The following is a 26,495-nucleotide window of genomic DNA, read 5'->3' as shown; positions in this document are numbered from 1 at the left end:
CGTCATGCACTCTACTGCGTACTGGTTTGGCTTGCCCAAACATCTGATCTGGGGATTTGTCGCCATCGCTGTTTTTATGGCAGGTGACGGTTTCGAGATGGCGTTCCTGTCACGTCATATTACCGATATGGGATTCACGCCGGGGCAGTCGGCGCTGGTGTTTACCTTTTACGGTTTAGCGGTGGCGCTGGCCGCCTGGGCATCCGGTGTGGTGGCGGAGCTGATTACGCCGCAGCGCGCTATGCTGATCGGTTTTATCTTGTGGGTTGTCATGCATGCCCTGTTTATGAGCCTGGGGCTCGGGATGCGCAATTATCCTCTTATGCTGCTGTTTTACGGTATCCGTGGCCTGGCCTATCCGCTGTTTATCTACTCATTTATGTTGCTGCTGGTGCAGGTGCTGCCACGGGAACGGCTGGCGGCTGCCACGGGCTGGTTCTGGGCGATGTATTCGGTGGGCATCGGCGTGGTCGGGAGCTATCTGCCCAGCCTGATCATTCCTTCTATTGGTGAAACCGGCACGCTCTGGCTGGCGATTGGCTGGGTAACCTGTGGCGGCTTGCTGGCCTATTTTAGCCTGCGCAACGTGCCGGTCGATCGTTCTCGCGTCAACTTACCCCTGCGGGAAAAAATGACGGAAATGTCGCGTGCGGTGACTATCCTGTTCACCAACCAGCATGTGTTTTACGCCTGTCTGATCCGCATTATTAATACGCTGTCGCTGTTTGGCTTTGCCATCATTATGCCGCTGCTGTTTGTGGATCGGCTTGGGTTTACGCTGTCAGAGTGGTTGCAGATTTGGGCGGTGTTCTTTTTTGTCACCATTTTTACCAATATCTTCTGGGGCATCATGGGTGAACGTATTGGCTGGATTCGCCAGGTGCGCTGGTTTGGCTGCCTCGGCATGGCGATCTCCAGCCTGGCGTTCTATTACCTGCCTGTCTATGCCGGTCACAATTTCCTGGTCGCCCTGATTCCTGCCGTGATGCTGGGCATTTTCGTGGCGGCCTTTGTGCCCATGACGGCGGTTTTCCCTACGCTGGAGCCCCATCATCAGGGCGCGGCCGTCTCGGTGTATAACCTGTCTGCAGGCATGAGCAATTTTGTTGCGCCCGCCATCGCCTCCATGATGCTGCCGTTCTTTGATATCGTCGGCGTGGTGTGGGCTTACACCTGCCTGTATGTGTTTGCCGGTGTGCTGACGTTTATCATCCGCGTACCGCAACCGAATCACGGCGCGCTGCGTTCCACGGTGAAGTCGAAAACCGCGGTCACCTCTCAGTAAAAAAGGGAAGGGGAGCAAGTGCTCCCCTGATCCTCAGCTTTTCACCACATCCTGTAATGCATTCTGCAGCTCATACCAGCGGAAGCGAAAACCCGACGCCTCCAGCCGTTTTGGCAGCACATGTTGCCCACCCAGCACCAGTACAGACGATTCTCCCATCATCAGCTTGATGGCACTGGCGGGCGTGCGCATGAAAGCCGGGCGGTGCATCACCTCACCCAGGGTAGCGGCAAACTGCTCATTGCGCACGGCGTAGGGCGCAACCATGTTAAAAGGGCCGCTACAGGCATCATCGTCGAGCAGCCACAGAATGCCGCTGACCATGTCATCAATGTGGATCCACGGCATATACTGTTTGCCGCTGCCAATCGGGCCACCAATTCCCAGCTTAAACGGCAGCTTCATTTTACTCAACGCGCCGCCTTCTCGCGTCAGCACCACGCCGGTACGCAGCAGGCAGACGCGGGTGCGCTCACTCTGCGCGGACAGCGCCAGCTGTTCCCAACGGGCGCAAAGTTCGTGGGTGAACTCGTTCTGTCCTGGATCGTCCTCGGTTAATACCACGTCGCCCGTGTTGCCATAAAAGCCCGTTGCCGATCCCGAAATCAAGACGCGCGGTGGCGTGGTACTGGCGTTAATCAGGGAGGCAATGCGCTCCGTTATCTGCCAGCGGCTCTCGCACAGCTGCCGTTTGTGGGCCTCTGTCCAGCGTTTATCCGCGATGGGTTCACCGGCCAGGTTGATAACGGCATCCACGCCATCCAGCGAGTGCTGTTGCGCCAGGCCTGACCAGAGCGCGATATCTTCCCCCAGCATGTCTCGTGCAGCGGCAACGTCGCGCGTGACCACGCTGACCGTGTCGCCACGCTGTTGCAGACGTGGAATAAGATGGCGGCCAATAAGCCCGGTTCCACCGGTAATTAAGATATGCATAGTGCGGCTCCGTCTGAATTTTTATTTTTTGCTTACTTCATCATAGAAGAGTCGTACCCGTGTGGCGTGAGCCGCTTCGTAATTTAGTCAGTTGAGCGCAAACATCGGACCAGCGCCTGGTTGTTTTCAGAAATAAAAATCGGTAAAGATGATGCACCCCTGTCAGCTATTTGAGGTAGCAGATGAATTACCCCTCCATCACCCTGTGGTCAGATTCATCTTTCTTTAGTCCTTATGTCATGTCGGCTTATGTTGCGCTCAGCGAAAAAGGGGTGCCTTTTAGCGTAAAGCGTATCGATTTATCGCAAAACCAGCAGCGTGCTGAGGCCTATCGCGATCTGTCGTTAACCTGCCGTGTCCCGACCTTACAGATCGATGACTTTATGCTGAGTGAATCATCGGCCATCTGCGAATACCTCGAAGAGCGTTTTGCTGCCCCTGAATTTGAACGCCTCTATCCCAAAGATCGCGAGAAACGCGCCCGCGCCCGGCAAATTCAGGCCTGGCTGCGCAGCGATCTGATGCCCATTCGCCAGGAGCGCCCTACCGAGGTGTTATTTGCCGGTGAGCGCTTTGCGCCCTTGTCGCCTGCAGCCGTTGAGGCCGCCGAAAAACTGATTGCCGCTGTTCAGCGCCTGTTGCCAGAACGTCAGCAAAATTTATTTGGTGAGTGGTGCATTGCAGATACCGATTTGGCTGTCATGCTTAATCGACTGGCGCTGCATGGCGATACCTTGCCTGCACGTTTGCAGCACTATGCTGAGTTTCAATGGCAGCGGGCATCAGTACAGTTATGGCTAACGGAAAGCGGCAAAAATCGCTAGCGATCGGCGCTTGCTCAAGTTGTCATAAGTGATTACCTTACGACACACTATGATATAGGTGTGGCAAACAGCGCGTGCATAAAGACACGCTAAACAGGAAAGGGTTACGGATGGTGGATCAAACTGCTGGTGGCGAAATCGAATGGGTCGATATCGTAAGCGAAGAGAATGAAGTCGTTGCACAGGCCACGCGTGCGCAGATGCGCGCGCAATGCTTACGTCACCGCGCGACCTATATCGTGGTTCATGACGGTATGGGGAAAATACTGGTTCAGCGCCGTACTGAAATCAAAGATTTTATGCCAGGCAAACTGGATGCGACGGCTGGCGGCGTAGTGCAGAGTGGCGAAGACATGCTTGAATCGGCGCGGCGTGAAGCCGAAGAGGAGCTGGGCATTGCGGATGTGCCTTTTGCAGAACATGGCAAATTCTATTTTGAAGATGAGCATTGCCGCGTCTGGGGGGGATTATTCAGCTGTGTGTCGCACGGTCCTTTTGCTATGCAGGAAGAAGAAGTGGATGAAATTTTCTGGATGACCCCGGATGAAATCACCGCCCGCTGTGATGAGTTTACCGATGATTCACTCAAAGCCTTATCCCTGTGGCTGAGCCGCAACAACGAAAACAGTCACTGATACCTTCTGTTAGCTTTGCGGGCGGTCGTGGCCGTTCGCAAAGCGGGCACACGGCGTTGATCGCCGCCTCATTCGCCTGATGATCAACTTCCCGCCTTTAGTGGAACGCCGTTTGCGCTCAACGACGTGGCGCGTGCCGTAGAACATGCGGCACAGCATGCTGGCCCGTTTCAACAAACTGTGGTGGTACCGCCCGTTCAGCGCCTGACGTGATTTTGCCCATGACCAGGCTGACAGAGGCTGGGTGCGCACTATCCAGATCAGACAACCGCCCACACGTTAACAATGTGGGCGGTTTAACAACCTGAACCGGTTTCCTGAATGTTATCTAAACCGGCTGTGGCTGGCGCATCTTTTCCCCGCGCCGCCGCAGGACTTCCATGACGATCAGTAACAGGAGCGAAGCCGCAATCATAATTGTGGCGGCGGCCGCGATAGTGGGATCGAGGTTTTCACGAATACCGGCAAACATCTGAATCGGCAGCGTCCGCTGCGTTGGGCTGGCAAGAAACAGCGTCACGACAACTTCATCAAATGAGGTGGCAAACGCGAACAGTGCCCCGGAAAAAACGCCCGGTGCAATCAGCGGCAGGGTGACTTTTCGAAACGCCAGCAGCGGAGAGGCACCGAGGCTGGCAGCGGCCCGCGTCAGATTGGTGTCGTAGCTTTTCAGTACGGCGACCACCGTGATCACCACAAAAGGAACGCCCAACAGGGCATGGGCTAACACCAGCCCGAGGTAGCTGTTCAGCAGTGACAGTTTGGCAAAGAAGAAAAACATGCCAACGGCGATGATCACGACGGGTGCCACCATGGGAGAGATAATGATTGCCATCACCAGACCTTTGCCGCGAAACTCGCCGCGCACCAGGCCCATGGCGGCCAGCACGCCCAGTACGCTAGCCAGTAGCGTGGCTAGCGGCGCAACCAGCAGGCTGTTCATTAACGCACCTATCCACTCCTTCGAGTGAAAAAAGGCCTCGTACCAGCGCAGCGAAAAGCCACTTAGCGGATAGCTCAGAAACGAACTTTCGTTAAACGACAGCGGCACAATGACCAGAACAGGCACAATCAAAAACAGCAGTGCCGCTGCGCCGTAAAAATTAAACAGGTAACGCCAGACCCGCAGCAACGTCGAACCTTGTTGTTTCATCATTTGCTCCTTAACGTACTGCCGCCTCGGATGACGTCCGGGTGACACGTGAATACACCACATACAGCAACGTCACGATAATCAGCAACTGGCTCCCCAGGGCGGCGGCCATGCCCCAGTTCATGGTGCTGTTGGTAAAAAAGGCGACAAAGTAGCTGACCATTTGATCGTCCGGCCCGCCCAACAGCGCTGGCGTAACGTAATAGCCAATCGCCATCATGAACACCAGCAGCGCGCCTGCGGTAATCCCGGCATAGGTCTGCGGGACATAGACGCGCCAGAAGGCCACAAAGGGATGGGCACCCAGCGACACGGCCGCCCGGACATAGCTGGGAGAAATCCCTTTCATGACGGCATACAAGGGCAGCACGATGAAGGGCAGCAGGATATGCGTCATAGAGATGTACACGCCGACCCGGTTGAACACCAGCGTGAGCGGACTGTCGATGAGCCCTGTCGCCATCAGCGTCCGGTTAATTAATCCTCCTGACTGCAGCAGGACAATCCAGCTGGCGGTACGCACGATCAATGAGGTCCAGAAGGGCAACAGCACCATAATCATTAGCAGGTTGGCGCGGTTGGACGGCTGTTTCGCCAGCCAGTAGGCCAGCGGATAGCCCAGGCCCACGCACAGCAAGGTGACCACGGTCGCCATCCACAGCGTACGTAGCAGAACGTTCACATAAAGCGCCTGATCGGGGGACTGCGCGACGATGTCGCCGGTCTTTGCATCAACCTTGTGGTCAAACACTGACAGCAGGTAATAGCTGGTATAGGGTTTGGCTACGCGCTTGAGGGTTTGCCAGGTAGACAGCTCGCCCCACAGGGGCTGCTTATCAATGAGGGTGGCTTTGACGTTAACCCCATCCTCGGGGGCCTGGCGGGGCACGGCCAGGATCAGGCGACGAAACGCATTGTCTTCATAACTCAATCGCTTCGCAATGCCAGAGATCTGGCCCTGCTCGCGCGCCGCGCTGACTTCCTTCGCCAGCGTGGCAAACAGGCTTTCATCCGGCAGCGCCTTGCCGTTCCATTTAGCCAGGACCTGGCTGGTTTGCGGAAGTGCGTCGTGAAGCTCAGGGTTATTGACGCTCATACTGAGGATAGAGCCGATGGGGAACAAAAAGCACACCACGACGAAAATCAGTAACGGGGCAACTAAAAACAGGGAGCGTTGTGTTTTTAACCAACCTGCCCGGTTAAATTGCTGGCGCAGACTGAACGCGCCTTCCGTACGTCTGACGGGCGCTGAATTCATCACGGGGTTTTGACTCATGCCGATCTCCTGAAAGGGGGCTGCCGGAGCGGGTCCGGCAGCGGGTTATTTCGCGGCCCAGGCGTTAAAACGCTGTTCCAGCTCTTCGCCATGTTCCAGCCAGAATGTGGCGTTAACCTGAACGGCTTTGGCCATGTTTTCCGGTGCCGTTGGCAACTGAGCCAGACGATCGGCCGTCAGCAGTTTGCCTGCCTTGATATTGGCGGGGCCATAAGGAATATTTTCGGCATACACTTTTTGGTTCTCGGGCTGCAGCGAGAAGGCGATAAATTTCTCTGCCAGCGCTTTGTGCTTTGAGCCTTTCACAATCGCCCAGTTATCGAAGTCGTACAGGTTACCGTCCCAGACGATTTTGAAATTATGACCTTCTGCCTGAGCGGTGCCGATGCGGCCGTTATAGGCCGATGCCAGCGTCACGTCGCCTGAAACCAGCCACTGCAGGGGCTGCGCGCCCGATTCCCACCACTGAATATTCGGCTTTAGCTCATCCAGTTTCCTGAAGGCACGATCGACGCCCGCCGGGGTTGCCAGCACCTTGTAAACGTCTTCGCGCTTCACGCCGTCCGCCATCAGCGCGATTTCCAGCGTGTATTTCGCGCTCTTACGCAGGGCGCGTTTGCCGGGGAATTTTTTCACATCCCAAAAATCTGCCCAACTGGTGGGGGCGGTTTTGAGCTTGTTGCCATCGTAGGTCAGTACGGTAGACCAGACGAAGAAGCCCGCACCACATTCGCTCACGCTCCCCTTGGCAAAGTCGGCTTTGTTGCCTAACTTGCTCCAGTCCAGGGTTTCAAACAGCCCTTCTTCACAGCCCCGCTCCAGTTCCGGGGTTTCCAGTTCTACAACATCCCAGCCGACCTGTTTGGTTTCAACCATGGCGCGGATGCGTGCCATTTCGCCGTTATATTCACCGGCTTCAATGCTGTCCTTCCCCGAGGCCATGAAAGGCTTATAAAACGCTTTATCCTGTGCGTCCTTGTTGGTGCCCCCAAAGGACACCACCGTAAGATTTTCGGCCTGTGCCTGGATGGCCACCGCTGCCAGAACCAGTGCCGCTATGTTTTTCATCATCCCCGAACTCCTGAATTATTATGTTCAGGCAGATTCCTCTGCCCGGTGTTTGCTTTGCAATCATGATGCCAGGGGCTGACCCGCAGCGGAACGTGCGGCGCGTCAGCCCGCGAAACCTAATACTTACCCAGGATACGGTTCAGCAGATTCAGTGCCGTGCGGAACTGCGCGTCCGGAATGGTGAGAGGGTAGAGGAAACGAATAACGTTGCCGTGTACGCCGCAGGTGAGCAGCAGCAGCCCTTCGTCCAGCGCCTCTTGCTGAATAGCTTTGGCGATGTCTGCGCTGGGTTGCCCTTCGCTGTTGGTGAATTCAGCCGCGATCATAGAACCGCGACCGCGCACCTCTGCCAGCGCACTACAGCCTGCGCCCTGCAGCGTTTCCGTCAGTTGCCCGCCTAACAGCAGGGCGCGCTCGCTCAGGTTTTCATCGCGAATGACCTCCAGCACGGCCAGCGCAGCGGCAATGGCCGGCGGGCTTCCTGCATAGGTGCCACCCAGGCCGCCGGGCAGGGGCGCATCCATTACGTCAGCCCGTCCTGAAACCGCCGATAGCGGCATACCGCCCGCCAGGCTTTTTGCCATGGTGATCAGGTCTGGCTGCACGTCAGGATAGTATTCACTGGCAAACAGCTTGCCGGTGCGGGCAAAACCACTTTGGATTTCATCGGCGATCAGCAGAATGCCATGTTGATCGCACAGCGTGCGCAGGGCGGTCACAAACGCTGGCGGCGCGACATTGAAGCCGCCTTCACCTTGAATGGGTTCATAGATAATGGCCGCAACCTGTTGCGGGCTGATATCGCAGCGGAAAATGGTTTGTAAACTCTCCAGCGCGTCATCGACGCTACAGCCATGCAGTGCATTCGGGTAGCGGGCGTGAAATACTGAGCTGGCAAAGGGGCCGAAACCGGTTTTGTAGGGGACCACTTTGCCCGTCAGCGACATCGTCATGTTGGTGCGGCCGTGAAAGGCCCCCGTAAAGGCGATGACGCCGGGACGGCCGGTTGCCGCGCGGGCAATTTTGACCGCGTTCTCAACGGCTTCTGCGCCGGTGGAGAAAAAAGTGGTCTTGGCGGGGCCGCTTACCGGCACCAGCGCATTCAGTTTTTCCGCCAGGGCAATATAATTTTCGTAAGGCACAACCTGAAACGCGGTGTGGGTAAAATGATCGAGCTGTTCTTTGATGGCGGCGATCACTTTGGGATGACGATGTCCGGTATTCAGCACGGCAATGCCTGCGCTGAAATCGATAATTTCACGGCCCTGGTGATCCCATAACGTAGCGTTTTCTGCTTTCACCGCATAGAAATCGCACATCACGCCCACGCCGCGCGGCGTAGCATTGAGACGACGGACCTGCACTTCACTGTTACTCATAACGCGACCTCATGGTGTTTGTTGCCATATTGTTACAGTGGAATCTGCCTCCTTGCTTTTTAGCGTTTTCAGGGTTTTATAATCCAGAGCCAGTTTTTTTTATTTTGAGGTACCAATTTTGCGAAGCTTACTCGGTGACCTGCTTGCACAACGTTTGGCCTCGCTTTCCGGCGGTACGCTGAATAAGCGATTGTATGATGTCTTGCAGGCAGCGATTCAGGACGGATCCATTGCCACCGCGACGCGACTGCCCGCCAGCCGCGACCTTGCTCGCGAACTTTCTGTCTCACGTAATACCGTGCTGGCAGTCTATGAACAGCTTCAGTCTGAGGGCTATGTACAAACCCGCACCGGAAGCGGCACCTTCGTCAGTACCGTGCTGCCGGAACAGGTGCCGGGTGAGCCGCTGATCAGGCCCGTCACGCCGCCGATGAAACCCGTCAGACTGTCGCGACGGGGTTCACGCCTGCTGGCGAGCAGCGGTGCCGGGAGCCATCAGTGGGGGGCATTTATGCCCGGTGTGCCGGACGTAAGCCATATGCCGCACGACATCTGGCGCAAAATTCAGCTCCGCCTGAGCCGACGGCTGCCGGTTGAAAACCTGAGCTATGCCAGCCACGGCGGCTGTGTTGAGTTACAACAGGCGCTGGCGGATTACCTGCGGGTGATCCGTTCGGTGAACTGCACCCCCGAACAGGTACTGATCACCGCCGGAACCCATCAGTCGCTGGATCTGCTGGCGAAAATGCTTTGCGATCCGGGAGACAGGGCCATCGTCGAAGAGCCGGGATACTGGGGGATCCGCAATGTGCTGGCGGTGAACGGCGTCACGCTGATCCCCACGCAGGTTGACGATCAGGGGCTGGTTTTGCCGCCCGAGCAGCCAGACAGCCCGGTGCCTCGCCTGATCTGTGTGACGCCTTCTCACCAGTATCCTCTCGGGGCGGTCATGAGCCTGCAGCGGCGCCATGAATTACTGGAGCGCGCAAAAAGCAGCGGCAGTTGGGTGGTTGAAGATGACTACGATGGCGAGTTCCGCTTTACCGGAAGTCCCATTCCTGCGCTACAGGGCCTGGCGGCGGATGCCCCAGTGATTTATCTGGGCACCTTCAGTAAAACCTTGTATCCCGGCATCCGGCTCAGCTACATGGTGGTGCCTAAATCCCTGGCGGCACGGATGAAAATGGCGCACTCCGAGCTGTATCGCGGCGGCTACGGGTTAGTACAACTCACGCTGGCGGAGTTTATTCGGGAAGGGCACTATGCGGCCCACGTACGACGCATGCGGCAGATTTACAGCCGCCGTCGTGCTGCGCTGGTGGAGGTGATTAGCACATCGCTGGGCGCCGACTGGATAGTGCATCACAGCAATGCGGGGTTGCATCTGGTTCTCAGGCTGCCGGACAGCATTGACGATGTGGCCTTTAGCGCAGAGCTGGAACAGTGCGGTGTATTAACACGTCCCCTGTCGTCCTATTATCTTCGGGGCACGCCGCAGCGCGGATTGCTGCTGGGTTATGCCTGTGTTGACGAAGCCGCCATTCCCGCCGCGTTCGCGCCTATCCTGACCCGGTTGCAACATCACCTGCAGGTGGCGTCTGTCTCGCCGTGATGCACCATCAGTGCGCATCCCTGGTATTGCCTGATTCTGTGATAACTGTCACGTTAATTTAATGTTAAATTTAAAAAGACAATAAAATACAATGGCCTGCAAAGTAAATTTGTAAGCCATTTCTTTTTAGATTGTCAAATTCTGCTTGTGCAAATCAAATGCGTTGTGGTAGTGCTAAAAAAAGGCCCGACAGGATTCGCACGTCAAAAGGATGATGCATGAATCGTGCCGAAACCCTTTTTCATCCTGTTTACGAGATTACGCCATGAGAAATTTTGTCAGTTTTCGGAATATCAAAAAGAGCTACGACGGCGACAAGCTGGTGGTGCGCAACCTCAATCTGGATGTGGCAGAAGGCGAGTTTTTGACCCTGTTAGGGCCGTCAGGCTCCGGGAAAACGACCAGCCTCATGATGCTGGCAGGATTTGAAACGCCCACCGATGGCGAGATACTGCTGCGTGATAAACCTTTGCACACGTTGCCGCCGCATCAGCGTGATATCGGTATGGTATTCCAGAACTACGCGCTTTTTCCCCACATGACGGTGGCCGAAAATCTGGCGTTTCCTTTGTCGATTCGCCGTTTGAGCAAGGCCGATATTGCCCAGCGAGTTAAGCGGGTGCTGGATATGATTAAACTCACTTCGCTGGCAGACCGTTATCCCGCACAGATGTCTGGCGGCCAGCAGCAGCGGGTGGCCCTGGCGCGGGCGCTGGTATTTGAACCTAAACTGATCCTGATGGACGAACCGCTGGGGGCGCTGGATAAACAGCTGCGTGAACACATGCAGATGGAAATTAAGCAGCTGCATAACATGCTCGGGCTGACCATTGTTTACGTCACTCACGATCAAAGCGAAGCCATGACCATGTCTGACCGGGTGGCGGTCTTTAACGACGGCATGATTCAGCAAATGGACAGCCCGAATAAGCTTTATGAACAGCCCGACAACGCCTTCGTGGCGCAGTTTATTGGCGAGAATAACAGCCTGCTGGCAACCCAGTCAGGGCAGCAGGGTGATTACTATCAGGTGACGCTGGATAACGGTATTCAGCTGGATGCGCTGAAGGTGCGGCCCAGTTCTCCGGGCAAGAAAATACAGCTCAGTATCCGCCCTGAACGCATCAACGTAAATGCAGCCAAACCGGGCGATCAGTCGGTCCAGGCCCGAATCCAGCAGTTTATCTATCTGGGTGACCACGTGAGAATGCTGACGGAAGTTGCTGGTCAGGGAAACTTTATGGTGAAAATGGCCTCATCGGAGGTCTCACCCGGCTGGACGGCGGGCAGTGAAGTGACCTTGTCCTGGCAACCTCAGCACCTGCGCGCGCTCGACGTTACGCTGCAATAGGCATAAAAAAAGAGCATGCAGTCTGCATGCTCTTGTTCAACGGGAAGGGATTAACCTTCAGCCTGCTGCGACTGAATCGCCGTCAGGGCAATGGTGTAGACGATATCGTCTACCAGTGCGCCGCGTGACAGGTCGTTGACCGGCTTACGCATGCCCTGCAGCATTGGCCCGATTGAAATCAGGTCAGCGGAACGCTGCACCGCTTTGTAGGTGGTGTTACCGGTGTTGAGATCCGGGAAAATAAAGACCGTTGCGCGTCCGGCAACCTGCGAGTTGGGCGCCTTGGATTTTGCCACGTCTTCCATAATCGCCGCGTCGTACTGCAACGGCCCATCAATCACCAGATCCGGGCGTTTTTCCTGCGCAAGACGCGTGGCTTCACGCACTTTCTCCACGTCGCTACCGGCACCTGAATTACCGGTTGAGTAGGAAATCATGGCGACGCGTGGATCGATGCCGAAGGCTTTCGCTGAATCGGCAGACTGAATGGCAATTTCTGCCAGCTGTTCAGCCGTTGGATCGGGGTTGATCGCGCAGTCGCCGTAGACCAGCACCTGCTCTGGCAGCAGCATAAAGAACACGGATGACACCAGTGAGCTGTTGGGCGCGGTTTTGATCAGCTGTAACGGCGGACGAATGGTGTTGGCCGTGGTATGTACCGCGCCCGAGACCAATCCGTCAACTTCCCCGCTTTCCAGCATCATGGTGCCCAGCACCACGTTATCTTCCAGCTGTTCCTGCGCAACCACCTCGGTCATGCCTTTGCTTTTGCGCAGCTCGACCAGACGCGGAACATAGTTCTGACGCACCACTTCAGGATCGACTATCTCAATGCCTTTACCCAGCTCAACGCCCTGGGCTGCCGCAACGCGCTGGATTTCATCCGGATTGCCCAGCAGGACACAGGTCGCAATGCCGCGGTCGGCACAGATTGCTGCGGCTTTAACGGTACGGGGTTCATCCCCTTCCGGCAGAACAATGCGCTTGCCAGCCTTGCGAGCCAGTTCGGTTAACTGATAGCGGAAAGCCGGCGGCGACAGGCGGCGACTGCGCTCAGACGTGGCGGTCAGCGACTCGATCCAGTCCGCGTTAATGTAACTTGCGACGTATTCCTGGACTTTTTCAATGCGCTGCGTGTCATCAACCGGTACTTCGAGGTTAAAGCTTTGCAGGCTGAGCGAGGTCTGCCAGGTATTGGTTTTGACCATGAAGACCGGCAGGCCAGTCTGGAAGGCGCGATCGCACAGTTTGGCGATGCGCTCGTCAATTTCATAGTTACCGGTTAAAAGAATGGCACCGATCTCAATACCGTTCATCGCGGCCAGACAGGCGGCAACCAGCACGTCAGGGCGGTCAGCCGAGGTGACCAGCAGCGAGCCCGGGCGGAAATGCTCAAGCATGTGCGGGATGCTGCGTGCGCAGAAGGTCACTGATTTGACACGGCGGGTCTGAATTTCACCTTCGTTAATAATCCGGGCGTTCAGGTGGCGGCACATATCAATGGCGCGGGTCGCAATCAGGTCGAAGCTCCACGGCACACAACCCAAAATGGGCAAGGGACTGTTGGCAAACAGCTGGTCAGGATTGATATTCGCGATGCTGGCCTTCGATGAGTCATCGAAAATTTCAGACAGATCAGGGCGCGTACGGCCCTGCTCATCAACGGGCGCGTTCAGCTTGTTGATGATCACACCGGTGATGCTTTTATTCTTCGAACCGCCAAAGCTGCTTTGTGTCAGTTCAATACGCTCTTTGAGCTGTGCGGGAGAATCGTTACCCAGCGCGGTCACGAAGACGATTTCAGCGTTTAACGTTTTGGCGATTTCATAGTTCAGCGCGCTGGCAAACTGGTGCTTACGCGTAGGCACCAGGCCTTCAACCAGAACTACTTCAGCATCCTGCGCATTGGCGTGGTAGCGGGCAATAATTTCTTCCATCAGCACGTCTTGCTGATTAGAACCCAGCAGCGATTCCACACGGGACATCGGCAGCGGCTCTGCGGCCGGGATGCCTGAACTCTTGCGCACAATGCTGGTGGTCTGGTCAGGTGCATTGCCGCCCGCACGCGGTTGTGCAATGGGTTTGAAAACGCTCAGTCGAACGCCTTTACGTTCCATGGCGCGAATAACGCCAAGGCTAACGCTGGTCAGACCGACGCTGGTGCCGGTCGGAATGAGCATAATTGTACGTGACACGATTGAACCTCTCAGATTTCACTGGGTGTCAAAACAACGCCGTCAGCCGGAGCTGACGACGAAAGGGGATCAGGCGGTAAGGCGAGCGGCATCTCGGGCAATCACTAACTCTTCGTTAGTGGGGATCACCACTGCCGGGCGAGTGCCTTCTTTGTTGATAAAACCTGACTTGCCAAAGCGAGCCGCCAGGTTGCGCTCGTGGTCAATGTCAAAGCCCAGCAGCGCCAGCTTGTCCAGGGTCAGCTCACGCACCATCGCCGCATTTTCACCGATACCGCCGGTGAAGACCACGCCATCGAGACGACCGTCCATCAGCGCGGTATAGCTGCCAATGTATTTGGCCAGACGGTGGCAGAAGACATCCATTGCGCGTTTAGCATCGTCTTTGGTGGCGTAGTTGTCTTCAACATAACGGCAGTCGCTGGTGACTTCGGTCAGCCCTAACAGCCCCGACTCTTTCGTCAGCATCTTGTTAATGGCATCGACGCTCATGCCCAGCGTGTCGTGCAGGAAGAAGATAATGGCCGGATCGATATCGCCGCTGCGGGTCCCCATGACCAGGCCTTCCAGCGGGGTCAGGCCCATAGACGTATCCACACACTCACCGTTACGGATAGCAGAAACAGACCCGCCGTTACCGAGATGACAGGTAATGATGTTCAGCGTTTCTAGCGGCTTATTCAGCATTTTTGCCGCTTCGTGGGTGACATAGTAGTGGCTGGTACCGTGCGCACCGTAGCGGCGCACGCCGTGCTCTTTATACAGGGCATACGGCAGCGCATAAAGGTAGGACTCTTCCGGCATTGTCTGATGGAAAGCCGTGTCAAAAACCGCCACATTCTTGTCAGACAAGTGCGGGAAGTTTTTCATGGCTTCATCAATGCCAATCAGGCCCGCTGGGTTATGCAGTGGTGCAAAAGATGATGCATCTTTGATACCCTGCACAACAGACTGAGAAATGACCACTGACTGCGTAAGTTTTTCGCCGCCGTGAACAATACGGTGACCTATTGCAGCGATTTGTGCTGAAAGCTCTGGTTTTTGTGCCAGAATTGTTTTAACAATGAAATTCAGCGCTTCGCTGTGGGCCGCGCCAGCACCTAAAGGTGCTTCCTGCTTCTGACCATCAAGTTTCCATTTGATCCGTGCTTCGGGCAGGTGGAAGCATTCAGCCAGACCCGAGAGGAATTCTTCACCGCTGGTGGGATTAAGGATGGCAAACTTGAGAGAAGAGCTGCCGCAATTCAGAACCAGTACTAACTTACTCGACATGGAAGTACCTATTTGTTAAAAGTGGCTAAAAATAACGCAATCAGACTTACAGCGTAGCCCATCGACGCAGCCAGATTAATGACAGAAGTCATACCCAGGTCAAAATAGTGCGTTTTATGCAAAAAAAATTGAGTCTTTACGCATAAATTTGAAATTTCGCTTAAAACGGGCCTTGTCGTCTCTGTTACAAGGGAAGTTGCGGCAGTGACGCTGTTAAAACGGCGTCAGAATAGCCGGAGTCACCTTTAAAGACAAAAATATTTGAAGGATGTTACGTAAAGTTGTGTGGTTATAATTATTTTTCAAAAAATACAGTATTAGTTGAGGCGAGCCATGGCGAATGAATCTTACACCGGCTGGTTCCGGATGTTTCAACGCGGACAGCATTATATGAAGACCTGGCCCAACGATAAACGCCTGGCACCGGTCTTTCCTGAGAACCGTGTATCGACGGCTACGCGCTTTGCGATTCGCTTTATGCCGCCGCTGGCGGTCTTTACGCTCACATGGCAGATAGCGATGGGTGGGCAATTGGGCCCGGCAGTGGCAACGGCTCTCTTTGCCTGTAGTTTGCCTATGCAGGGATTATGGTGGCTGGGTAAGCGATCCGTCACCCCATTGCCGCCCACGCTGCTGCGCTGGTTCCATGAAGTGCGCACGAAGCTGGAAGCCGCAGGTCAGGCGATCGCACCGGTTGAAGGCAAACCAACTTACCAGGCACTGGCCGATCTGCTTAAGCGCGCCTTTAAACAGTTGGACCGCACCTTTCTGGACGATCTTTAACCCGCACCGTGCAGAAATTATTGCACGCAAACCTGCGGTTAAATCAATGAAAAGCGATGTGGCTACGCCCGCATCGCTTCCCCTGTGTAATTATCTTTCCATCGTATAAAACCTGAACAGCCCGCGGGCTGGAGGACAAGATGATGGAAATGACCCACGCGCAACGTTTGATCCTGACTAACCAGTACAAAATCATGGCAATGCTGGAACCGGAGAACGCCGAACGTTTTCGTCGCTACCAGACTATCATTGAGCGTGGCTATGGCCTGCAAATGCGGGAACTGGACAAAGAGTTTGGCAAGCTCCCCGAAGAGACCTGCCGGACGCTTATCGACATTATGGAAATGCACCACGCGCTACAGGTCTCCTGGGCTAATCTCAAGACCCAAGGCGATATCGACCCACGACGTCTGGCGTTTCTGGGGTTTGATGCCGCCACGGAATCCCGCTATCTCGGTTATGTGCGGTTTATGGTGAACATCGAAGGGCGCTATACCCATTTTGATGCGGGAACGCATGGCTTTAATGCGCAAACGCCGATGTGGGAAAAGTATCAACGTATGCTGGCTTTGTGGCAGACTTGTCCTCGCCAATACCATTTAAGCGTAAACGAGATTGCGCAAATCATTAACGCCTGATGAGGAGTGACGCGTGGAGTACAGTGGTTTTTTATTTGATTTAGATGGCACCTTAGTGGATTCGCTACCCGCGGTTGAACGCGCCTGGAGCAACTGGGGTGCACGTCATGGCATTGCGGCTGATGAGATTCTGGACTTCATTCACGGAAAGCAGGCGATTACTTCACTGCGCCACTTTATGGCGGGCCAGTCAGAAGCGGTAATCCAGGCCGAGTTTCTGGCGCTGGAAAAAACGGAAGCAGAAGACACGGACGGCGTGCGGGCGCTGCCAGGCGCAAAAGCGTTGCTCACGCAGCTGAATGCGTTGCAAATCCCCTGGGCGATTGTCACCTCCGGCTCCGTGCCGGTGGCGCATGCGCGTCACAAAGCAGCAGGTTTACCTCAGCCTGCCGTGTTTATTACGGCCGAACAGGTGGCGAAGGGCAAGCCAGAACCCGATCCTTACTTACTGGGTGCAGAAAGGTTAAAGCTGTCGCCAGCCGACTGCGTAGTGGTAGAAGATGCGCCGGCCGGCGTGATCGCCGGGTTAGCTGCGGGCTGTGCCGTGATCGCCGCGAATGCGCCTGATGATACGCCACGCATTGACGAAGTGGCGCTGCGCCTGACTTCACTGGAATCGCTGGTGGTCACCAAACGTTCGACGGGCAAGTTTGCGTTTCACCATCAAGGCTAGGTAAAAGGGCGGCGTGAAGCCGCCATTGTCAGAGCGGCGTGTCCTGCGAGATTTCGTCCAGAGACAGGCTAAAGCTGGGAATGAATACCTCCACGAAATAGCTCATTTCGGGCGAACGACGCTGATTCAGGGTTTTTTCCAGCCGCGCTTTTGCTAACAAAAACTCATTATTCCCGGCCGACAGCTCTTCCAGGCATTTTACGTAGGCACAGATCGCATCGGCTTGTTTCACGACGGCTTTTTCTTCCTCACTGTGCAGATGCTCATCAATCAGCGGACGGTAAACATCCTGCAACTCGTCCGGCAGCATCTCAATCAACTTCTGCTGCGCGATTTTCTCAATCTTTTTGTATTCGTGGGCGATCTGCGCGTTGTAGTACTTCACCGGCGTGGGTAAGTCTCCGGTCAGCACTTCACTGGCGTCGTGATACAGCGCCATCATGGCGATGCGCTCGGCATTAAGGTTGCCGTTAAACTTCTTATTTTTAATGATGGCCAGCGCGTGGGCAACCATCGCGACCTGCAAACTGTGTTCAGAGACGTTCTCGGTGCGCACGTTGCGCATCAGCGGCCAGCGGTTGATGAGTTTGAGACGGGAAAGGTGGGCGAAGAAATGGCTCTGAGTCATGGTAATTCCTGTTTGCGACAGGGGAGAGGCGTGCTCTCCCCGAAATCACATCAGTATAGGCGCATCCGGACTACTGGCGGTAGCCTTGCAGAAAACGGCCAAACTTATTGATCGCCATTTCCAGATCGTCGACGCGCGGCAGCGTCACGATGCGCAGATGATCGGGCCACGGCCAGTTAAACGCCGTTCCCTGAACCAGTAGCACTTTCTCCTGTAGCAGGAAATCCAGCACCATTTTCTGATCGTCGTGGATATTGAATTTTTTGGCATCAATACGCGGGAACATATAAAGCGCGCCCTGCGGCTTCACACAGCTCACGCCGGGAATATCGTTGATCAGTTCCCATGCGCGCTGACGCTGTTCATAGAGCCGCCCGCCAGGCACAATAAATTCACTAATGCTCTGATAGCCGCCCAACGCAGTCTGAATGGCATGCTGCGCGGGGACGTTGGCACACAGACGCATGGATGCCAGCATCTCCAGCCCTTCGATATAACCTTTAGCATGCTTTTTGGGGCCGTTTAGCACCATCCAGCCCTGGCGGAAACCCGCTACGCGATAGGTTTTAGACAGGCCGTTAAAGGTTACGGTCAGCAAGTCCGGCGCCAGTGCAGCAATAGAGTGATGCTGTGCGTCGTCGTACAGAATTTTATCGTAGATCTCGTCAGCGAAAATAATCAGGTTATGCTGGCGGGCAATCTCAACGACTTCCATCAACAGTGCTTTGCTGTAAACCGCACCGGTTGGATTATTGGGATTGATAATCACGATGCCGCGCGTGCGTGGCGTAATTTTACTGCGGATATCATCCAGATCCGGGAACCAGCCTGCGGACTCATCACACAGGTAGTGCACGGCTTTGCCGCTTGAGAGCGACACGGCCGCGGTCCACAGCGGGTAGTCAGGTGCCGGCACCAGCATTTCATCACCGCTGTTCAGCAGCGCCTGCATGGCCTGGACGATGAGTTCAGAAACACCGTTACCGATATAGATGTCTTCCACCGTGACGTCGCGCATGTCACGCGCCTGGTAGTGCTGCATGATGGCTTTACGAGCAGAATACAATCCTTTGGAGTCACAGTATCCCTGTGCGCTGGGAAGGTTACGGATGACATCAACCAGAATCTCGTCCGGCGCTTCGAAGCCAAAGGGGGCCGGATTGCCGATGTTCAACTTAAGAACTTTATTACCTTCTTCTTCAAGGCGTTTAGCCTCTTTTAAAACCGGTCCACGAATGTCGTAACAGACATTGTCCAGTTTGCCGGATTTATCAATTTGAAAAGTCATTGTGGCCGCCTTAATGTGCAGAATCCTTGTGCCTGCCGCTGAAAACAAACCTGCACAATGTACTCTCCTCAGGCCGACAAAAGAAGGGCAGGGCGCGGTTTTGGCGTGTTCAGCATCTTTGTCTCCAGCCAGACGATGGAATGCGTATTGGTTATCAAGCAGGCCGGTTGTAACGTTTGTTTTTTTGAGTTTTATTAGTTTATTATGCTGCGATTAAAAATTGAGCGCTGGGTAATGTCTGCTTTTATTTTGCCGATAATGAACCTGAAGGCCGTAAAACAATCTGAGAATCTGTGATGCGTCATGAGTGAAATAGTTTAATTATGCTTTATTGATGCATAAAATTTGCACGCAAAAAGCGGCCTCAACTCAGAGTAACCTGAAAAAAAACGATGGTGCATAATGTTAACTGTCTTATATCAAAGGTTTTTTATAAGATTTTCAGGGCCGGGAGAGACAACCGGGAGCATCATCAATGCATGTTTCATCGCTGAAAAGTCGTATTTCCTGTTTTCAGGCAGGTTACGTCCGCTCAGGACATTCTCGAAGGGATGTAAGATGCTATTTGATCAAAATATGCAATGCTTTTCACAAAAACATTTCCATTTTGCGGTCAAAAATGATTAAGTATAATTTACTATTTGATGAGATTAAACGCTGCGTACCGTTAGCGTATTACAGACCCGTTTACCCCTGCCTGAGGGCACTTTGGGGGTAGGAAAAGACAACTACACAGCTTCCCGCATTTTTGCATCCAGTGCCTTCGGTACAGAAGTTGTCTCTGTCTTCAGGACCCGGTTTCCCTGTTTTGCAGGGAAGTACCGTCTTCCTCCGTAAGTAAATTTTATGTCGGCCCTTTGCCGGGACGTCATGAAGCATCATTACCGCTTATCGCTTTGATAAGCTTGTAATAACACCAGGATAGTAGTTCTTAAAAATCTAATAAGTGAAGAAAAAACATGACTAATGCAAATCGTCCGATACTCAATCTCGATCTCGATCTGCTCCGGACTTTTGTTGCTGTAGCTGACCTGAACACCTTTGCAGCCGCTGCTGCTGCGGTGTGCAGAACGCAATCGGCAGTGAGTCAGCAGATGCAACGTCTGGAACAACTGGTCGGTAAAGAGTTGTTTGCCAGACATGGCCGCAACAAGTTGTTAACTGAACACGGCATTCAGCTTCTGGGCTATGCCAGGAAAATCCTGCGTTTTAACGATGAAGCCTGTACTTCACTGATGTACAGCAACATCCAGGGTGTACTGACGATTGGCGCTTCTGACGATACCTCAGATACCATTCTGCCGTTCCTGTTAAACCGCGTGACCTCTGTCTATCCAAAACTGGCGATTGATGTTCGCGTGAAACGCAATCCGTTCATGATGGAAATGCTGAATCAGGGCGAAGTTGACTTAGTCGTCACGACGTCAAGCCCGGGTAACTTTACCCATCAGGTTCTGCGTACCTCTCCGACCCTGTGGTATTGCGCGGCGGATTATGTGTTCCAGCGTGGAGAAGCTATTCCACTGGTACTGCTTGATGAACCCAGTCCGTATCGTGATATGGCGATTGATCATCTCAACGAAGCCGGTATCCCGTGGCGTATCTCTTACGTTGCATCAACCCTGGCGGCCGTTCGTGCGGCAGTCAAAGCAGGATTGGGTGTAACGGCGCGTCCGGTAGAAATGATGAGCCCGGAACTGCGCGTGATGGGCGCAGCAGAAGGCTTGCCGGTTTTACCGGATACACAGTATCTGCTGTGCCGTAATGCCGACAGCGACAACGAGCTGGCGCTGGCCATCTTTAATGCTATGCAGTCCACGCACGATCCGTACAACATGGTGGCCAACGCTGACGGCACGCTGTTGCTGGATGACGAAGAGTAACATTTTCACGCTGTCGCAAAAAAAACGTCATTCACCGGTAAGATAATGGCTGTAAACAGGCCTCTTGTTCTGTAAAAAGAACAGGAGGCTTTTTTTTGACCTTTTTCCTGCGAAATAAAAACCCGCACGGAGACGCTGAGTTTATCGCCTGCCCGCAAGCATTTCAGGGCGATGTAAATGGCGGGCGAGAGGCAAAATGTAAAATATTTGATTCGAATCAGTCTGATAACTGCTGAAATTTAACACAAAAAAGATAATTCTGTGTTCTGGATCAACAAAATAGCCATTCCCAAGGGAAGGAAAACCCCCGAAATCCTGTCAAAATATGAGGGTTAATTGCACGATCCATGCGCGCAAATACCCGCTACACTAAAATTACCCTTACAGACTGAAGCGATTTAGCTGGAAACACGCGCATCATATGTTAATAATATGATGCAGGTGTAAAATAAAGTTTGGATACTTTTGTCAAAGTTGACAAAAGGTTATAGAAAGGAGTAAAAAACCCCATAAAATTGCTGCTTATTGCAGAGTAACAGCAAAATTTGTAAGGTTTTTATCCTTCCCTTTGAATCGATGTGGTGAGTTTGCTGCCAGAACCCGAGCAGGATGCCCGCGCCACTTTTGATGAGTAAGCAATGAGTATGTCAACTACCACCGAAATCATCGCTCAGCATTGGGCATTCGTCGTATTTATCGTCATCGCTTTTGGCCTCTGTGCGTTCATGTTAACCGGAGGCTGGCTGCTTGGCGGCAGAGCGCGTGCCCGTTACAAAGACACACCTTTTGAGTCCGGCATTGAATCCGTCGGTGACACTCACCTCCGCTTATCAGCAAAATTCTACCTGGTAGCGATGTTCTTCGTTATCTTCGACGTAGAAGCTCTCTTTTTATACGCATGGGCGACCTCTATTCGTGAAAGCGGCTGGGTCGGCTTTGTGGAAGCCGCAATTTTCATTTTGGTGCTCCTGGCGGGCCTGGTTTATCTGGTGCGCATTGGCGCGTTGGACTGGACGCCTGCACGCCGGCGAATCGTGGTTAAAACGCCCACGGTAAGTCACACCAATCCTCATAAGCAGTAAAAGAGAGGCAATAAGATGGACTATACGCTCACCCGCATAGACCCAAACGGTGGTGAGAACGACCGTTACCCTCTGCAAAAGCAGGAAATCGTCAGCGATCCGCTGGAGCAGCACGTTCATCGCAGCGTCTACATGGGCAAGCTCGAACACGCCCTGCACGACATGGTGAACTGGGGACGTAAAAACTCCCTGTGGCCTTACAACTTTGGTCTTTCATGCTGCTACGTTGAGATGACCACCTCCTTCACCGCCGTGCACGACGTCGCGCGTTTCGGTGCAGAGGTTATGCGCGCATCGCCACGTCAGGCCGACTTCATGGTCATTGCCGGTACGCCGTTTACCAAAATGGCCCCGGTAATTCAGCGTTTGTACGATCAGATGCTGGAGCCGAAATGGGTGATTTCCATGGGTGCCTGTGCCAACTCAGGCGGCATGTACGATATCTATTCTGTCGTGCAGGGCGTTGATAAGTTTCTGCCGGTTGACGTGTATATCCCGGGTTGCCCGCCGCGCCCTGAAGCTTACATGCAGGCACTGCTGCTGCTGCAGGAATCCATTGGCAAAGAGCGCCGTCCCCTTTCGTGGGTGGTCGGAGACCAGGGCGTTTACCGTGCCAATATGCAGTCTGAGCGTGAACGTAAGCGTGGCGAACGTATTGCAGTAACCAACCTGCGTACACCAGACGAAGTTTAAGTTAACCGTATGGATGGAATCAGTGCCTGCAGCAGACAACACCACAAATTAATGCATGGCACCATCCTGACGCCTTCATTTGAGCGCCTGTTATCAGGCCGGAATGGTGAGTAACGTATGACAGATTTGACCACGCAAGATCTCGCTCAGCCGCTATGGCAAACCCGGGATCACCTGGATGACCCGGTGATCGGCGAGCTGCGTAATCGTTTTGGGCCGGATGCCTTTACCGTTCAGGCGACCCGCACCGGTATTCCGGTTGTTTGGGTAAAGCGTGAACAGCTGCTGGAAATCATTACATTCCTGCGAAAACTTCCTAAGCCGTACGTCATGCTGTATGACCTGCATGGCATGGACGAACGCTTACGTACCCACCGCGCCGGTTTACCTGCCGCGGATTTTTCCGTTTTCTACCACCTACTCTCGATTGAACGCAATCGCGACATCATGCTCAAGGTGGCTTTATCTGAAAACGATATGCATGTGCCGACCATCACCAATATTTTCGCCAATGCCAACTGGTATGAGCGCGAAACCTGGGAGATGTTTGGTATCACCTTTGATGGTCATCCGCATCTGACGCGCATTATGATGCCGCAGACCTGGGAAGGGCATCCGCTGCGCAAGGACTATCCTGCGCGTGCGACCGAATTCGATCCTTTCACGCTGACGAAGCAGAAAGAAGATCTGGAAATGGAAGCGCTGACGTTCAAGCCGGAAGACTGGGGCATGAAACGCAGCACCGCCAACGAAGATTTCATGTTCCTCAACCTCGGTCCAAACCACCCGTCAGCGCACGGTGCTTTCCGCATCATTTTGCAGCTGGATGGGGAAGAGATCGTCGATTGCGTCCCGGATATTGGTTATCACCACCGTGGCGCAGAGAAAATGGGCGAACGTCAGTCCTGGCACAGCTACATTCCTTACACCGACCGTATTGAGTACCTTGGTGGCTGCGTTAACGAAATGCCTTACGTACTGGCCGTTGAGAAACTGGCTGGTATCGTGGTGCCTGACCGCGTGAATGTTATTCGCGTCATGCTCTCTGAGCTTTTCCGCATCAACAGTCACCTGCTGTACATCTCAACCTTTATTCAGGACGTTGGCGCAATGACGCCGGTGTTCTTTGCCTTTACCGACCGTCAGAAAATTTATGATGTGGTTGAGGCGATTACCGGTTTCCGTATGCACCCGGCCTGGTTCCGTATTGGCGGTGTGGCACACAACCTGCCGAAAGGCTGGGAGCGCCTGCTGCGTGACTTCCTGGACTGGATGCCAAAGCGCCTGAAAGAGTACGACAAAGCGGCGCTGCGCAACACCGTTCTGATGGGCCGTTCGCAAGGTGTGGCAGCCTACAATATGGAAGAAGCGCTGGCCTGGGGCACAACCGGTGCTGCCCTGCGCGCCACCGGTCTCGATTTTGACGTGCGTAAATGGCGTCCCTATTCAGGCTATGAAAACTTCGACTTCGAAGTGCCCGTGGGTGCCGGTATCAGCGATGCCTACACGCGCGTACAGCTGAAAATGGAAGAGATGTGGCAGTCGCTGCGTATTCTGGAACAGTGCCTGAACAACATGCCGGAAGGGCCGTTTAAAGCCGATCATCCGCTGACAACCCCGCCGCCAAAAGAGCGCACGCTGCAGCACATTGAAACCCTGATCACTCACTTCCTGCAGGTGTCATGGGGCCCGGTTATGCCGGCCAATGAATCCTTCCAGATGATTGAGGCGACCAAAGGGATTAACAGTTACTACCTGACCAGTGATGGCAGCACGATGAGTTATCGCACACGTGTGCGTACGCCGAGCTTCCCGCACCTGCAGCAGATTCCTTCGGTAATCCGTGGCAGCCTGGTATCCGATTTAATCGTGTACCTCGGTAGTATCGACTTTGTTATGTCAGACGTGGACCGCTAATTATGCACGATCAACACATTGCTATTAAAACGATCGACCCTAACGAGGTCTTCGTGCTGAGTGCGGAAGAGCACCATGCGATTGAGCACGAAAAACACCATTACGAAGATGCACGCGCCGCGTCAATTGAAGCGCTGAAAATCGTACAGAAACAACGTGGCTGGGTACCAGACGGCGCGATTCATGCGATTGCCGACGTTCTGGGCATTCCCGCCAGTGACGTAGAAGGTGTGGCAACGTTCTACAGCCAGATTTTCCGCCAGCCGGTTGGCCGCCACGTGATCCGCTACTGCGACAGCGTGGTCTGTCACATTACCGGTTTTCAGGGCATTCAGGCTGCGCTGGAAGAAAACCTCAATATCAAGCCCGGCCAGACCACGACCGACGGCCGCTTTACGTTGCTGCCGACCTGTTGTCTGGGTAACTGCGATAAAGGCCCAACCATGATGGTGGATGAAGATACGCACGTTCATCTGACGCCGGAAGGCATCGCCTCTTTGCTGGAGCAGTATCAATGACAATTAAACAGATCATTCGTACTGCCGAAACCCATCCACTGACGTGGCGCATGCGCGACGATCAGCAGCCGGTATGGCTGGATGAGTACCGCAGCAAAAACGGCTACGCCGGTGCGGAAAAAGCACTGAAGGGCATGGCACCCGACGAGATCGTGGCGCTGGTGAAAGATTCCGGCCTGAAGGGACGCGGTGGTGCAGGCTTCTCTACCGGTTTGAAGTGGAGCCTGATGCCGAAAGACGAATCCATGAACATCCGTTACCTGCTGTGTAACGCCGATGAAATGGAGCCGGGCACCTATAAAGACCGCCTGTTGATGGAGCAGATGCCGCATCAGTTGGTTGAAGGCATGCTGATCAGTGCGTTTGCCCTGAAAGCCTACCGTGGCTACATCTTCCTGCGTGGCGAATACATTGAAGCGGCGGTGCATCTGCGCCGTGCCATCGCTGAAGCGACCGAAGCCGGGTTACTGGGTAAAAATATCCTGGGCTCAGGGTTCGATTTCGAACTCATCGTCCACACCGGCGCAGGCCGCTATATTTGCGGTGAAGAAACCGCACTGATTAACTCGCTGGAAGGACGCCGTGCTAACCCACGTTCTAAGCCGCCTTTCCCGGCGAGCGCGGGCGTTTGGGGTAAGCCGACCTGCGTGAACAACGTTGAAACGCTGTCAAACGTGCCGGCTATTTTGGCAAACGGCGTTGAGTGGTATCAGGGCCTGTCTAAGAGCGACGATGCGGGTACCAAGCTGATGGGCTTCTCGGGTCGGGTGAAAAACCCTGGCGTCTGGGAACTGCCGTTCGGTATCACGGCCCGTGAAATCCTGGAAGACTATGCCGGCGGCATGCGCGATGGTCTGCGCTTTAAAGCCTGGCAGCCGGGCGGGGCGGGAACAGATTTCCTGACGGAACAGCATCTGGATCTGCCGATGGAGTTCGCCAGCATCGGTAAAGCGGGCAGCCGTCTGGGTACGGCGCTGGCCATGGCCGTGGACCATGAAATCAATATGGTTTCACTGGTGCGCAATCTCGAAGAGTTCTTTGCCCGTGAATCCTGCGGCTGGTGTACGCCATGCCGCGATGGTTTGCCGTGGAGCGTGAAGATCCTGCGCGCGCTGGAGCAGAAAAAAGGCCAGCCGGGGGATATCGAAACCCTGGAGCAGCTTTGCCGCCAGCTCGGCCCGGGCAAGACGTTCTGCGCCCACGCACCCGGTGCAGTCGAACCGCTGCAAAGCGCCATTAAATATTTCCGTGAAGAGTTTGAAGCCGGTATCGCGCCGCAGGTGTTTGGTAATACCCGATCGATCGGTGGTATTCAGCCAAACCTGCTGAAAGCGCGCTGGTAATTCGCCGTTATCCACGGGAGCTGGCCCTGTGCCGCCGTTCCTGCTGCAGTGTGCAGGAACAAG

General features: G+C 54.3%; 23 protein-coding genes. 14 read left to right on the top strand and 9 right to left on the bottom strand.

The genetic code is table 11. The features are described from left to right. The first annotated feature begins 4 nt into the window (after positions 1 to 4). Positions 5 to 1,285, top strand: a complete 1,281-nt coding sequence (locus tag ACPXSQ_RS10030; RefSeq protein ID WP_013026533.1) for an MFS transporter — start codon at positions 5 to 7, stop codon at positions 1,283 to 1,285. Positions 1,286 to 1,318: 33 nt separating this feature from the next. Here ACPXSQ_RS10030 and ACPXSQ_RS10025 read toward each other — a convergent pair whose 3' ends face one another. Continuing rightward, positions 1,319 to 2,218, bottom strand: coding sequence for a TIGR01777 family oxidoreductase (locus ACPXSQ_RS10025; protein ID WP_014594180.1), 900 nt, complete (start codon positions 2,216 to 2,218; stop codon positions 1,319 to 1,321). Positions 2,219 to 2,400: 182 nt separating this feature from the next. Between ACPXSQ_RS10025 and yfcF the strand changes: the two genes are divergently transcribed. Both yfcF and yfcD read left to right on the top strand, forming a co-directional pair. Beyond that, positions 2,401 to 3,042: a glutathione transferase gene (gene yfcF / locus ACPXSQ_RS10020; protein WP_105082216.1), complete on the top strand. Its 642-nt coding sequence runs from the start codon at positions 2,401 to 2,403 to the stop codon at positions 3,040 to 3,042. Positions 3,043 to 3,152: 110 nt separating this feature from the next. After that, on the top strand, positions 3,153 to 3,677 hold the full coding sequence (gene yfcD, locus ACPXSQ_RS10015; RefSeq protein ID WP_014594178.1) for an NUDIX hydrolase YfcD: 525 nt from the start codon (positions 3,153 to 3,155) through the stop codon (positions 3,675 to 3,677). Between the two features lie 328 nt (positions 3,678 to 4,005). Here the strand turns inward: yfcD and ACPXSQ_RS10010 are convergent, their stop codons facing one another. The 4 genes from ACPXSQ_RS10010 to ACPXSQ_RS09995 form a co-directional block, all read right to left on the bottom strand. Beyond that, the gene (locus ACPXSQ_RS10010; protein ID WP_014605373.1) at positions 4,006 to 4,830 is read right to left on the bottom strand and encodes an ABC transporter permease; all 825 of its coding nucleotides are present in this window, start codon (positions 4,828 to 4,830) and stop codon (positions 4,006 to 4,008) included. 10 nt (positions 4,831 to 4,840) lie between these two features. After that, positions 4,841 to 6,106 carry an ABC transporter permease gene (locus tag ACPXSQ_RS10005; protein ID WP_426143554.1) on the bottom strand — a complete coding sequence of 422 codons (1,266 nt, stop codon included), beginning with the start codon at positions 6,104 to 6,106 and terminating at the stop codon, positions 4,841 to 4,843. Positions 6,107 to 6,151: 45 nt separating this feature from the next. Continuing rightward, on the bottom strand, positions 6,152 to 7,177 hold the full coding sequence (locus ACPXSQ_RS10000; protein WP_013026527.1) for an ABC transporter substrate-binding protein: 1,026 nt from the start codon (positions 7,175 to 7,177) through the stop codon (positions 6,152 to 6,154). Positions 7,178 to 7,293: 116 nt separating this feature from the next. After that, complete coding sequence (locus tag ACPXSQ_RS09995; protein WP_238493774.1) at positions 7,294 to 8,556, bottom strand: 4-aminobutyrate--2-oxoglutarate transaminase; 1,263 nt, start codon at positions 8,554 to 8,556, stop codon at positions 7,294 to 7,296. Positions 8,557 to 8,674: 118 nt separating this feature from the next. Here ACPXSQ_RS09995 and ACPXSQ_RS09990 point away from each other — a divergent pair, with 118 nt between their 5' ends. Continuing rightward, the gene (locus tag ACPXSQ_RS09990) at positions 8,675 to 10,168 is read left to right on the top strand and encodes a PLP-dependent aminotransferase family protein (protein ID WP_029569024.1); all 1,494 of its coding nucleotides are present in this window, start codon (positions 8,675 to 8,677) and stop codon (positions 10,166 to 10,168) included. Between the two features lie 265 nt (positions 10,169 to 10,433). Next, positions 10,434 to 11,519, top strand: coding sequence for an ABC transporter ATP-binding protein (locus ACPXSQ_RS09985; protein WP_014605376.1), 1,086 nt, complete (start codon positions 10,434 to 10,436; stop codon positions 11,517 to 11,519). A gap of 50 nt (positions 11,520 to 11,569) precedes the next feature. Here ACPXSQ_RS09985 and pta read toward each other — a convergent pair whose 3' ends face one another. Further along, on the bottom strand, positions 11,570 to 13,699 hold the full coding sequence (pta, locus tag ACPXSQ_RS09980) for a phosphate acetyltransferase (RefSeq protein ID WP_014594171.1): 2,130 nt from the start codon (positions 13,697 to 13,699) through the stop codon (positions 11,570 to 11,572). 84 nt (positions 13,700 to 13,783) lie between these two features. Beyond that, positions 13,784 to 14,986, bottom strand: a complete 1,203-nt coding sequence (gene ackA, locus ACPXSQ_RS09975) for an acetate kinase (RefSeq protein WP_105077762.1) — start codon at positions 14,984 to 14,986, stop codon at positions 13,784 to 13,786. A gap of 333 nt (positions 14,987 to 15,319) precedes the next feature. Here ackA and yfbV point away from each other — a divergent pair, with 333 nt between their 5' ends. The 3 genes from yfbV to ACPXSQ_RS09960 all read left to right on the top strand — a co-directional run bounded on the left by yfbV (position 15,320) and on the right by ACPXSQ_RS09960 (position 17,080). After that, positions 15,320 to 15,769 carry a terminus macrodomain insulation protein YfbV gene (gene yfbV, locus ACPXSQ_RS09970; protein ID WP_105080341.1) on the top strand — a complete coding sequence of 150 codons (450 nt, stop codon included), beginning with the start codon at positions 15,320 to 15,322 and terminating at the stop codon, positions 15,767 to 15,769. Positions 15,770 to 15,912: 143 nt separating this feature from the next. Further along, entirely contained in the window at positions 15,913 to 16,407 is a 495-nt protein-coding gene (locus tag ACPXSQ_RS09965; RefSeq protein WP_024472004.1) for a YfbU family protein, read from the top strand. Between the two features lie 13 nt (positions 16,408 to 16,420). After that, a complete protein-coding gene (locus ACPXSQ_RS09960) occupies positions 16,421 to 17,080 on the top strand; it encodes a sugar phosphatase (RefSeq protein ID WP_028715404.1) in 660 nt (219 codons plus the stop codon). 28 nt (positions 17,081 to 17,108) lie between these two features. Here ACPXSQ_RS09960 and yfbR read toward each other — a convergent pair whose 3' ends face one another. Both yfbR and ACPXSQ_RS09950 read right to left on the bottom strand, forming a co-directional pair. Next, positions 17,109 to 17,708 (bottom strand): 5'-deoxynucleotidase, encoded by a 600-nt coding sequence (gene yfbR, locus ACPXSQ_RS09955; protein ID WP_013026517.1) that lies wholly within the window; start codon positions 17,706 to 17,708, stop codon positions 17,109 to 17,111. A 70-nt stretch (positions 17,709 to 17,778) separates the two neighbouring features. Then, positions 17,779 to 18,996, bottom strand: a complete 1,218-nt coding sequence (locus tag ACPXSQ_RS09950; protein ID WP_014594167.1) for a pyridoxal phosphate-dependent aminotransferase — start codon at positions 18,994 to 18,996, stop codon at positions 17,779 to 17,781. Positions 18,997 to 19,955: 959 nt separating this feature from the next. On the opposite strand from ACPXSQ_RS09950, the gene lrhA reads away from it, so the two are divergent. The 6 genes from lrhA to nuoF all read left to right on the top strand — a co-directional run bounded on the left by lrhA (position 19,956) and on the right by nuoF (position 26,432). After that, positions 19,956 to 20,879, top strand: coding sequence for a transcriptional regulator LrhA (gene lrhA, locus ACPXSQ_RS09945; protein ID WP_013026515.1), 924 nt, complete (start codon positions 19,956 to 19,958; stop codon positions 20,877 to 20,879). 638 nt (positions 20,880 to 21,517) lie between these two features. Further along, positions 21,518 to 21,961: an NADH-quinone oxidoreductase subunit A gene (locus tag ACPXSQ_RS09940; protein ID WP_013026514.1), complete on the top strand. Its 444-nt coding sequence runs from the start codon at positions 21,518 to 21,520 to the stop codon at positions 21,959 to 21,961. A 15-nt stretch (positions 21,962 to 21,976) separates the two neighbouring features. After that, on the top strand, positions 21,977 to 22,654 hold the full coding sequence (locus tag ACPXSQ_RS09935) for a NuoB/complex I 20 kDa subunit family protein (protein WP_006120026.1): 678 nt from the start codon (positions 21,977 to 21,979) through the stop codon (positions 22,652 to 22,654). Positions 22,655 to 22,771: 117 nt separating this feature from the next. Next, positions 22,772 to 24,571, top strand: coding sequence for an NADH-quinone oxidoreductase subunit C/D (gene nuoC / locus ACPXSQ_RS09930; RefSeq protein WP_426143547.1), 1,800 nt, complete (start codon positions 22,772 to 22,774; stop codon positions 24,569 to 24,571). A gap of 2 nt (positions 24,572 to 24,573) precedes the next feature. Then, entirely contained in the window at positions 24,574 to 25,089 is a 516-nt protein-coding gene (gene nuoE / locus ACPXSQ_RS09925) for an NADH-quinone oxidoreductase subunit NuoE (RefSeq protein WP_013026512.1), read from the top strand. Positions 25,090 to 25,091: 2 nt separating this feature from the next. Further along, on the top strand, positions 25,092 to 26,432 hold the full coding sequence (gene nuoF / locus ACPXSQ_RS09920) for an NADH-quinone oxidoreductase subunit NuoF (protein WP_026021016.1): 1,341 nt from the start codon (positions 25,092 to 25,094) through the stop codon (positions 26,430 to 26,432). Positions 26,433 to 26,495 lie beyond the last annotated feature (63 nt).

It is taken from the genome of Pantoea sp. EEL5, from assembly GCF_049892805.1.
Lineage (GTDB): Bacteria > Pseudomonadota > Gammaproteobacteria > Enterobacterales > Enterobacteriaceae > Pantoea > Pantoea ananatis.
Note: the sequence above shows the minus strand (reverse complement) of the source record. Positions and strands in the feature narration are given on the sequence as shown.

Coding starts and splice junctions, on each gene's coding strand:
- ACPXSQ_RS10030 (WP_013026533.1), top strand. CDS start 5: ATGCACTCTACTGCGTACTGGTTTGGCTTGCCCAAACATCTGATCTGG.
- ACPXSQ_RS10025 (WP_014594180.1), bottom strand. CDS start 2,218: ATGCATATCTTAATTACCGGTGGAACCGGGCTTATTGGCCGCCATCTT.
- yfcF (WP_105082216.1), top strand. CDS start 2,401: ATGAATTACCCCTCCATCACCCTGTGGTCAGATTCATCTTTCTTTAGT.
- yfcD (WP_014594178.1), top strand. CDS start 3,153: ATGGTGGATCAAACTGCTGGTGGCGAAATCGAATGGGTCGATATCGTA.
- ACPXSQ_RS10010 (WP_014605373.1), bottom strand. CDS start 4,830: ATGAAACAACAAGGTTCGACGTTGCTGCGGGTCTGGCGTTACCTGTTT.
- ACPXSQ_RS10005 (WP_426143554.1), bottom strand. CDS start 6,106: ATGAGTCAAAACCCCGTGATGAATTCAGCGCCCGTCAGACGTACGGAA.
- ACPXSQ_RS10000 (WP_013026527.1), bottom strand. CDS start 7,177: ATGATGAAAAACATAGCGGCACTGGTTCTGGCAGCGGTGGCCATCCAG.
- ACPXSQ_RS09995 (WP_238493774.1), bottom strand. CDS start 8,556: ATGAGTAACAGTGAAGTGCAGGTCCGTCGTCTCAATGCTACGCCGCGC.
- ACPXSQ_RS09985 (WP_014605376.1), top strand. CDS start 10,434: ATGAGAAATTTTGTCAGTTTTCGGAATATCAAAAAGAGCTACGACGGC.
- pta (WP_014594171.1), bottom strand. CDS start 13,699: ATGCTCATTCCGACCGGCACCAGCGTCGGTCTGACCAGCGTTAGCCTT.
- ackA (WP_105077762.1), bottom strand. CDS start 14,986: ATGTCGAGTAAGTTAGTACTGGTTCTGAATTGCGGCAGCTCTTCTCTC.
- yfbV (WP_105080341.1), top strand. CDS start 15,320: ATGGCGAATGAATCTTACACCGGCTGGTTCCGGATGTTTCAACGCGGA.
- ACPXSQ_RS09965 (WP_024472004.1), top strand. CDS start 15,913: ATGGAAATGACCCACGCGCAACGTTTGATCCTGACTAACCAGTACAAA.
- yfbR (WP_013026517.1), bottom strand. CDS start 17,708: ATGACTCAGAGCCATTTCTTCGCCCACCTTTCCCGTCTCAAACTCATC.
- ACPXSQ_RS09950 (WP_014594167.1), bottom strand. CDS start 18,996: ATGACTTTTCAAATTGATAAATCCGGCAAACTGGACAATGTCTGTTAC.
- lrhA (WP_013026515.1), top strand. CDS start 19,956: ATGACTAATGCAAATCGTCCGATACTCAATCTCGATCTCGATCTGCTC.
- ACPXSQ_RS09940 (WP_013026514.1), top strand. CDS start 21,518: ATGAGTATGTCAACTACCACCGAAATCATCGCTCAGCATTGGGCATTC.
- ACPXSQ_RS09935 (WP_006120026.1), top strand. CDS start 21,977: ATGGACTATACGCTCACCCGCATAGACCCAAACGGTGGTGAGAACGAC.
- nuoC (WP_426143547.1), top strand. CDS start 22,772: ATGACAGATTTGACCACGCAAGATCTCGCTCAGCCGCTATGGCAAACC.
- nuoE (WP_013026512.1), top strand. CDS start 24,574: ATGCACGATCAACACATTGCTATTAAAACGATCGACCCTAACGAGGTC.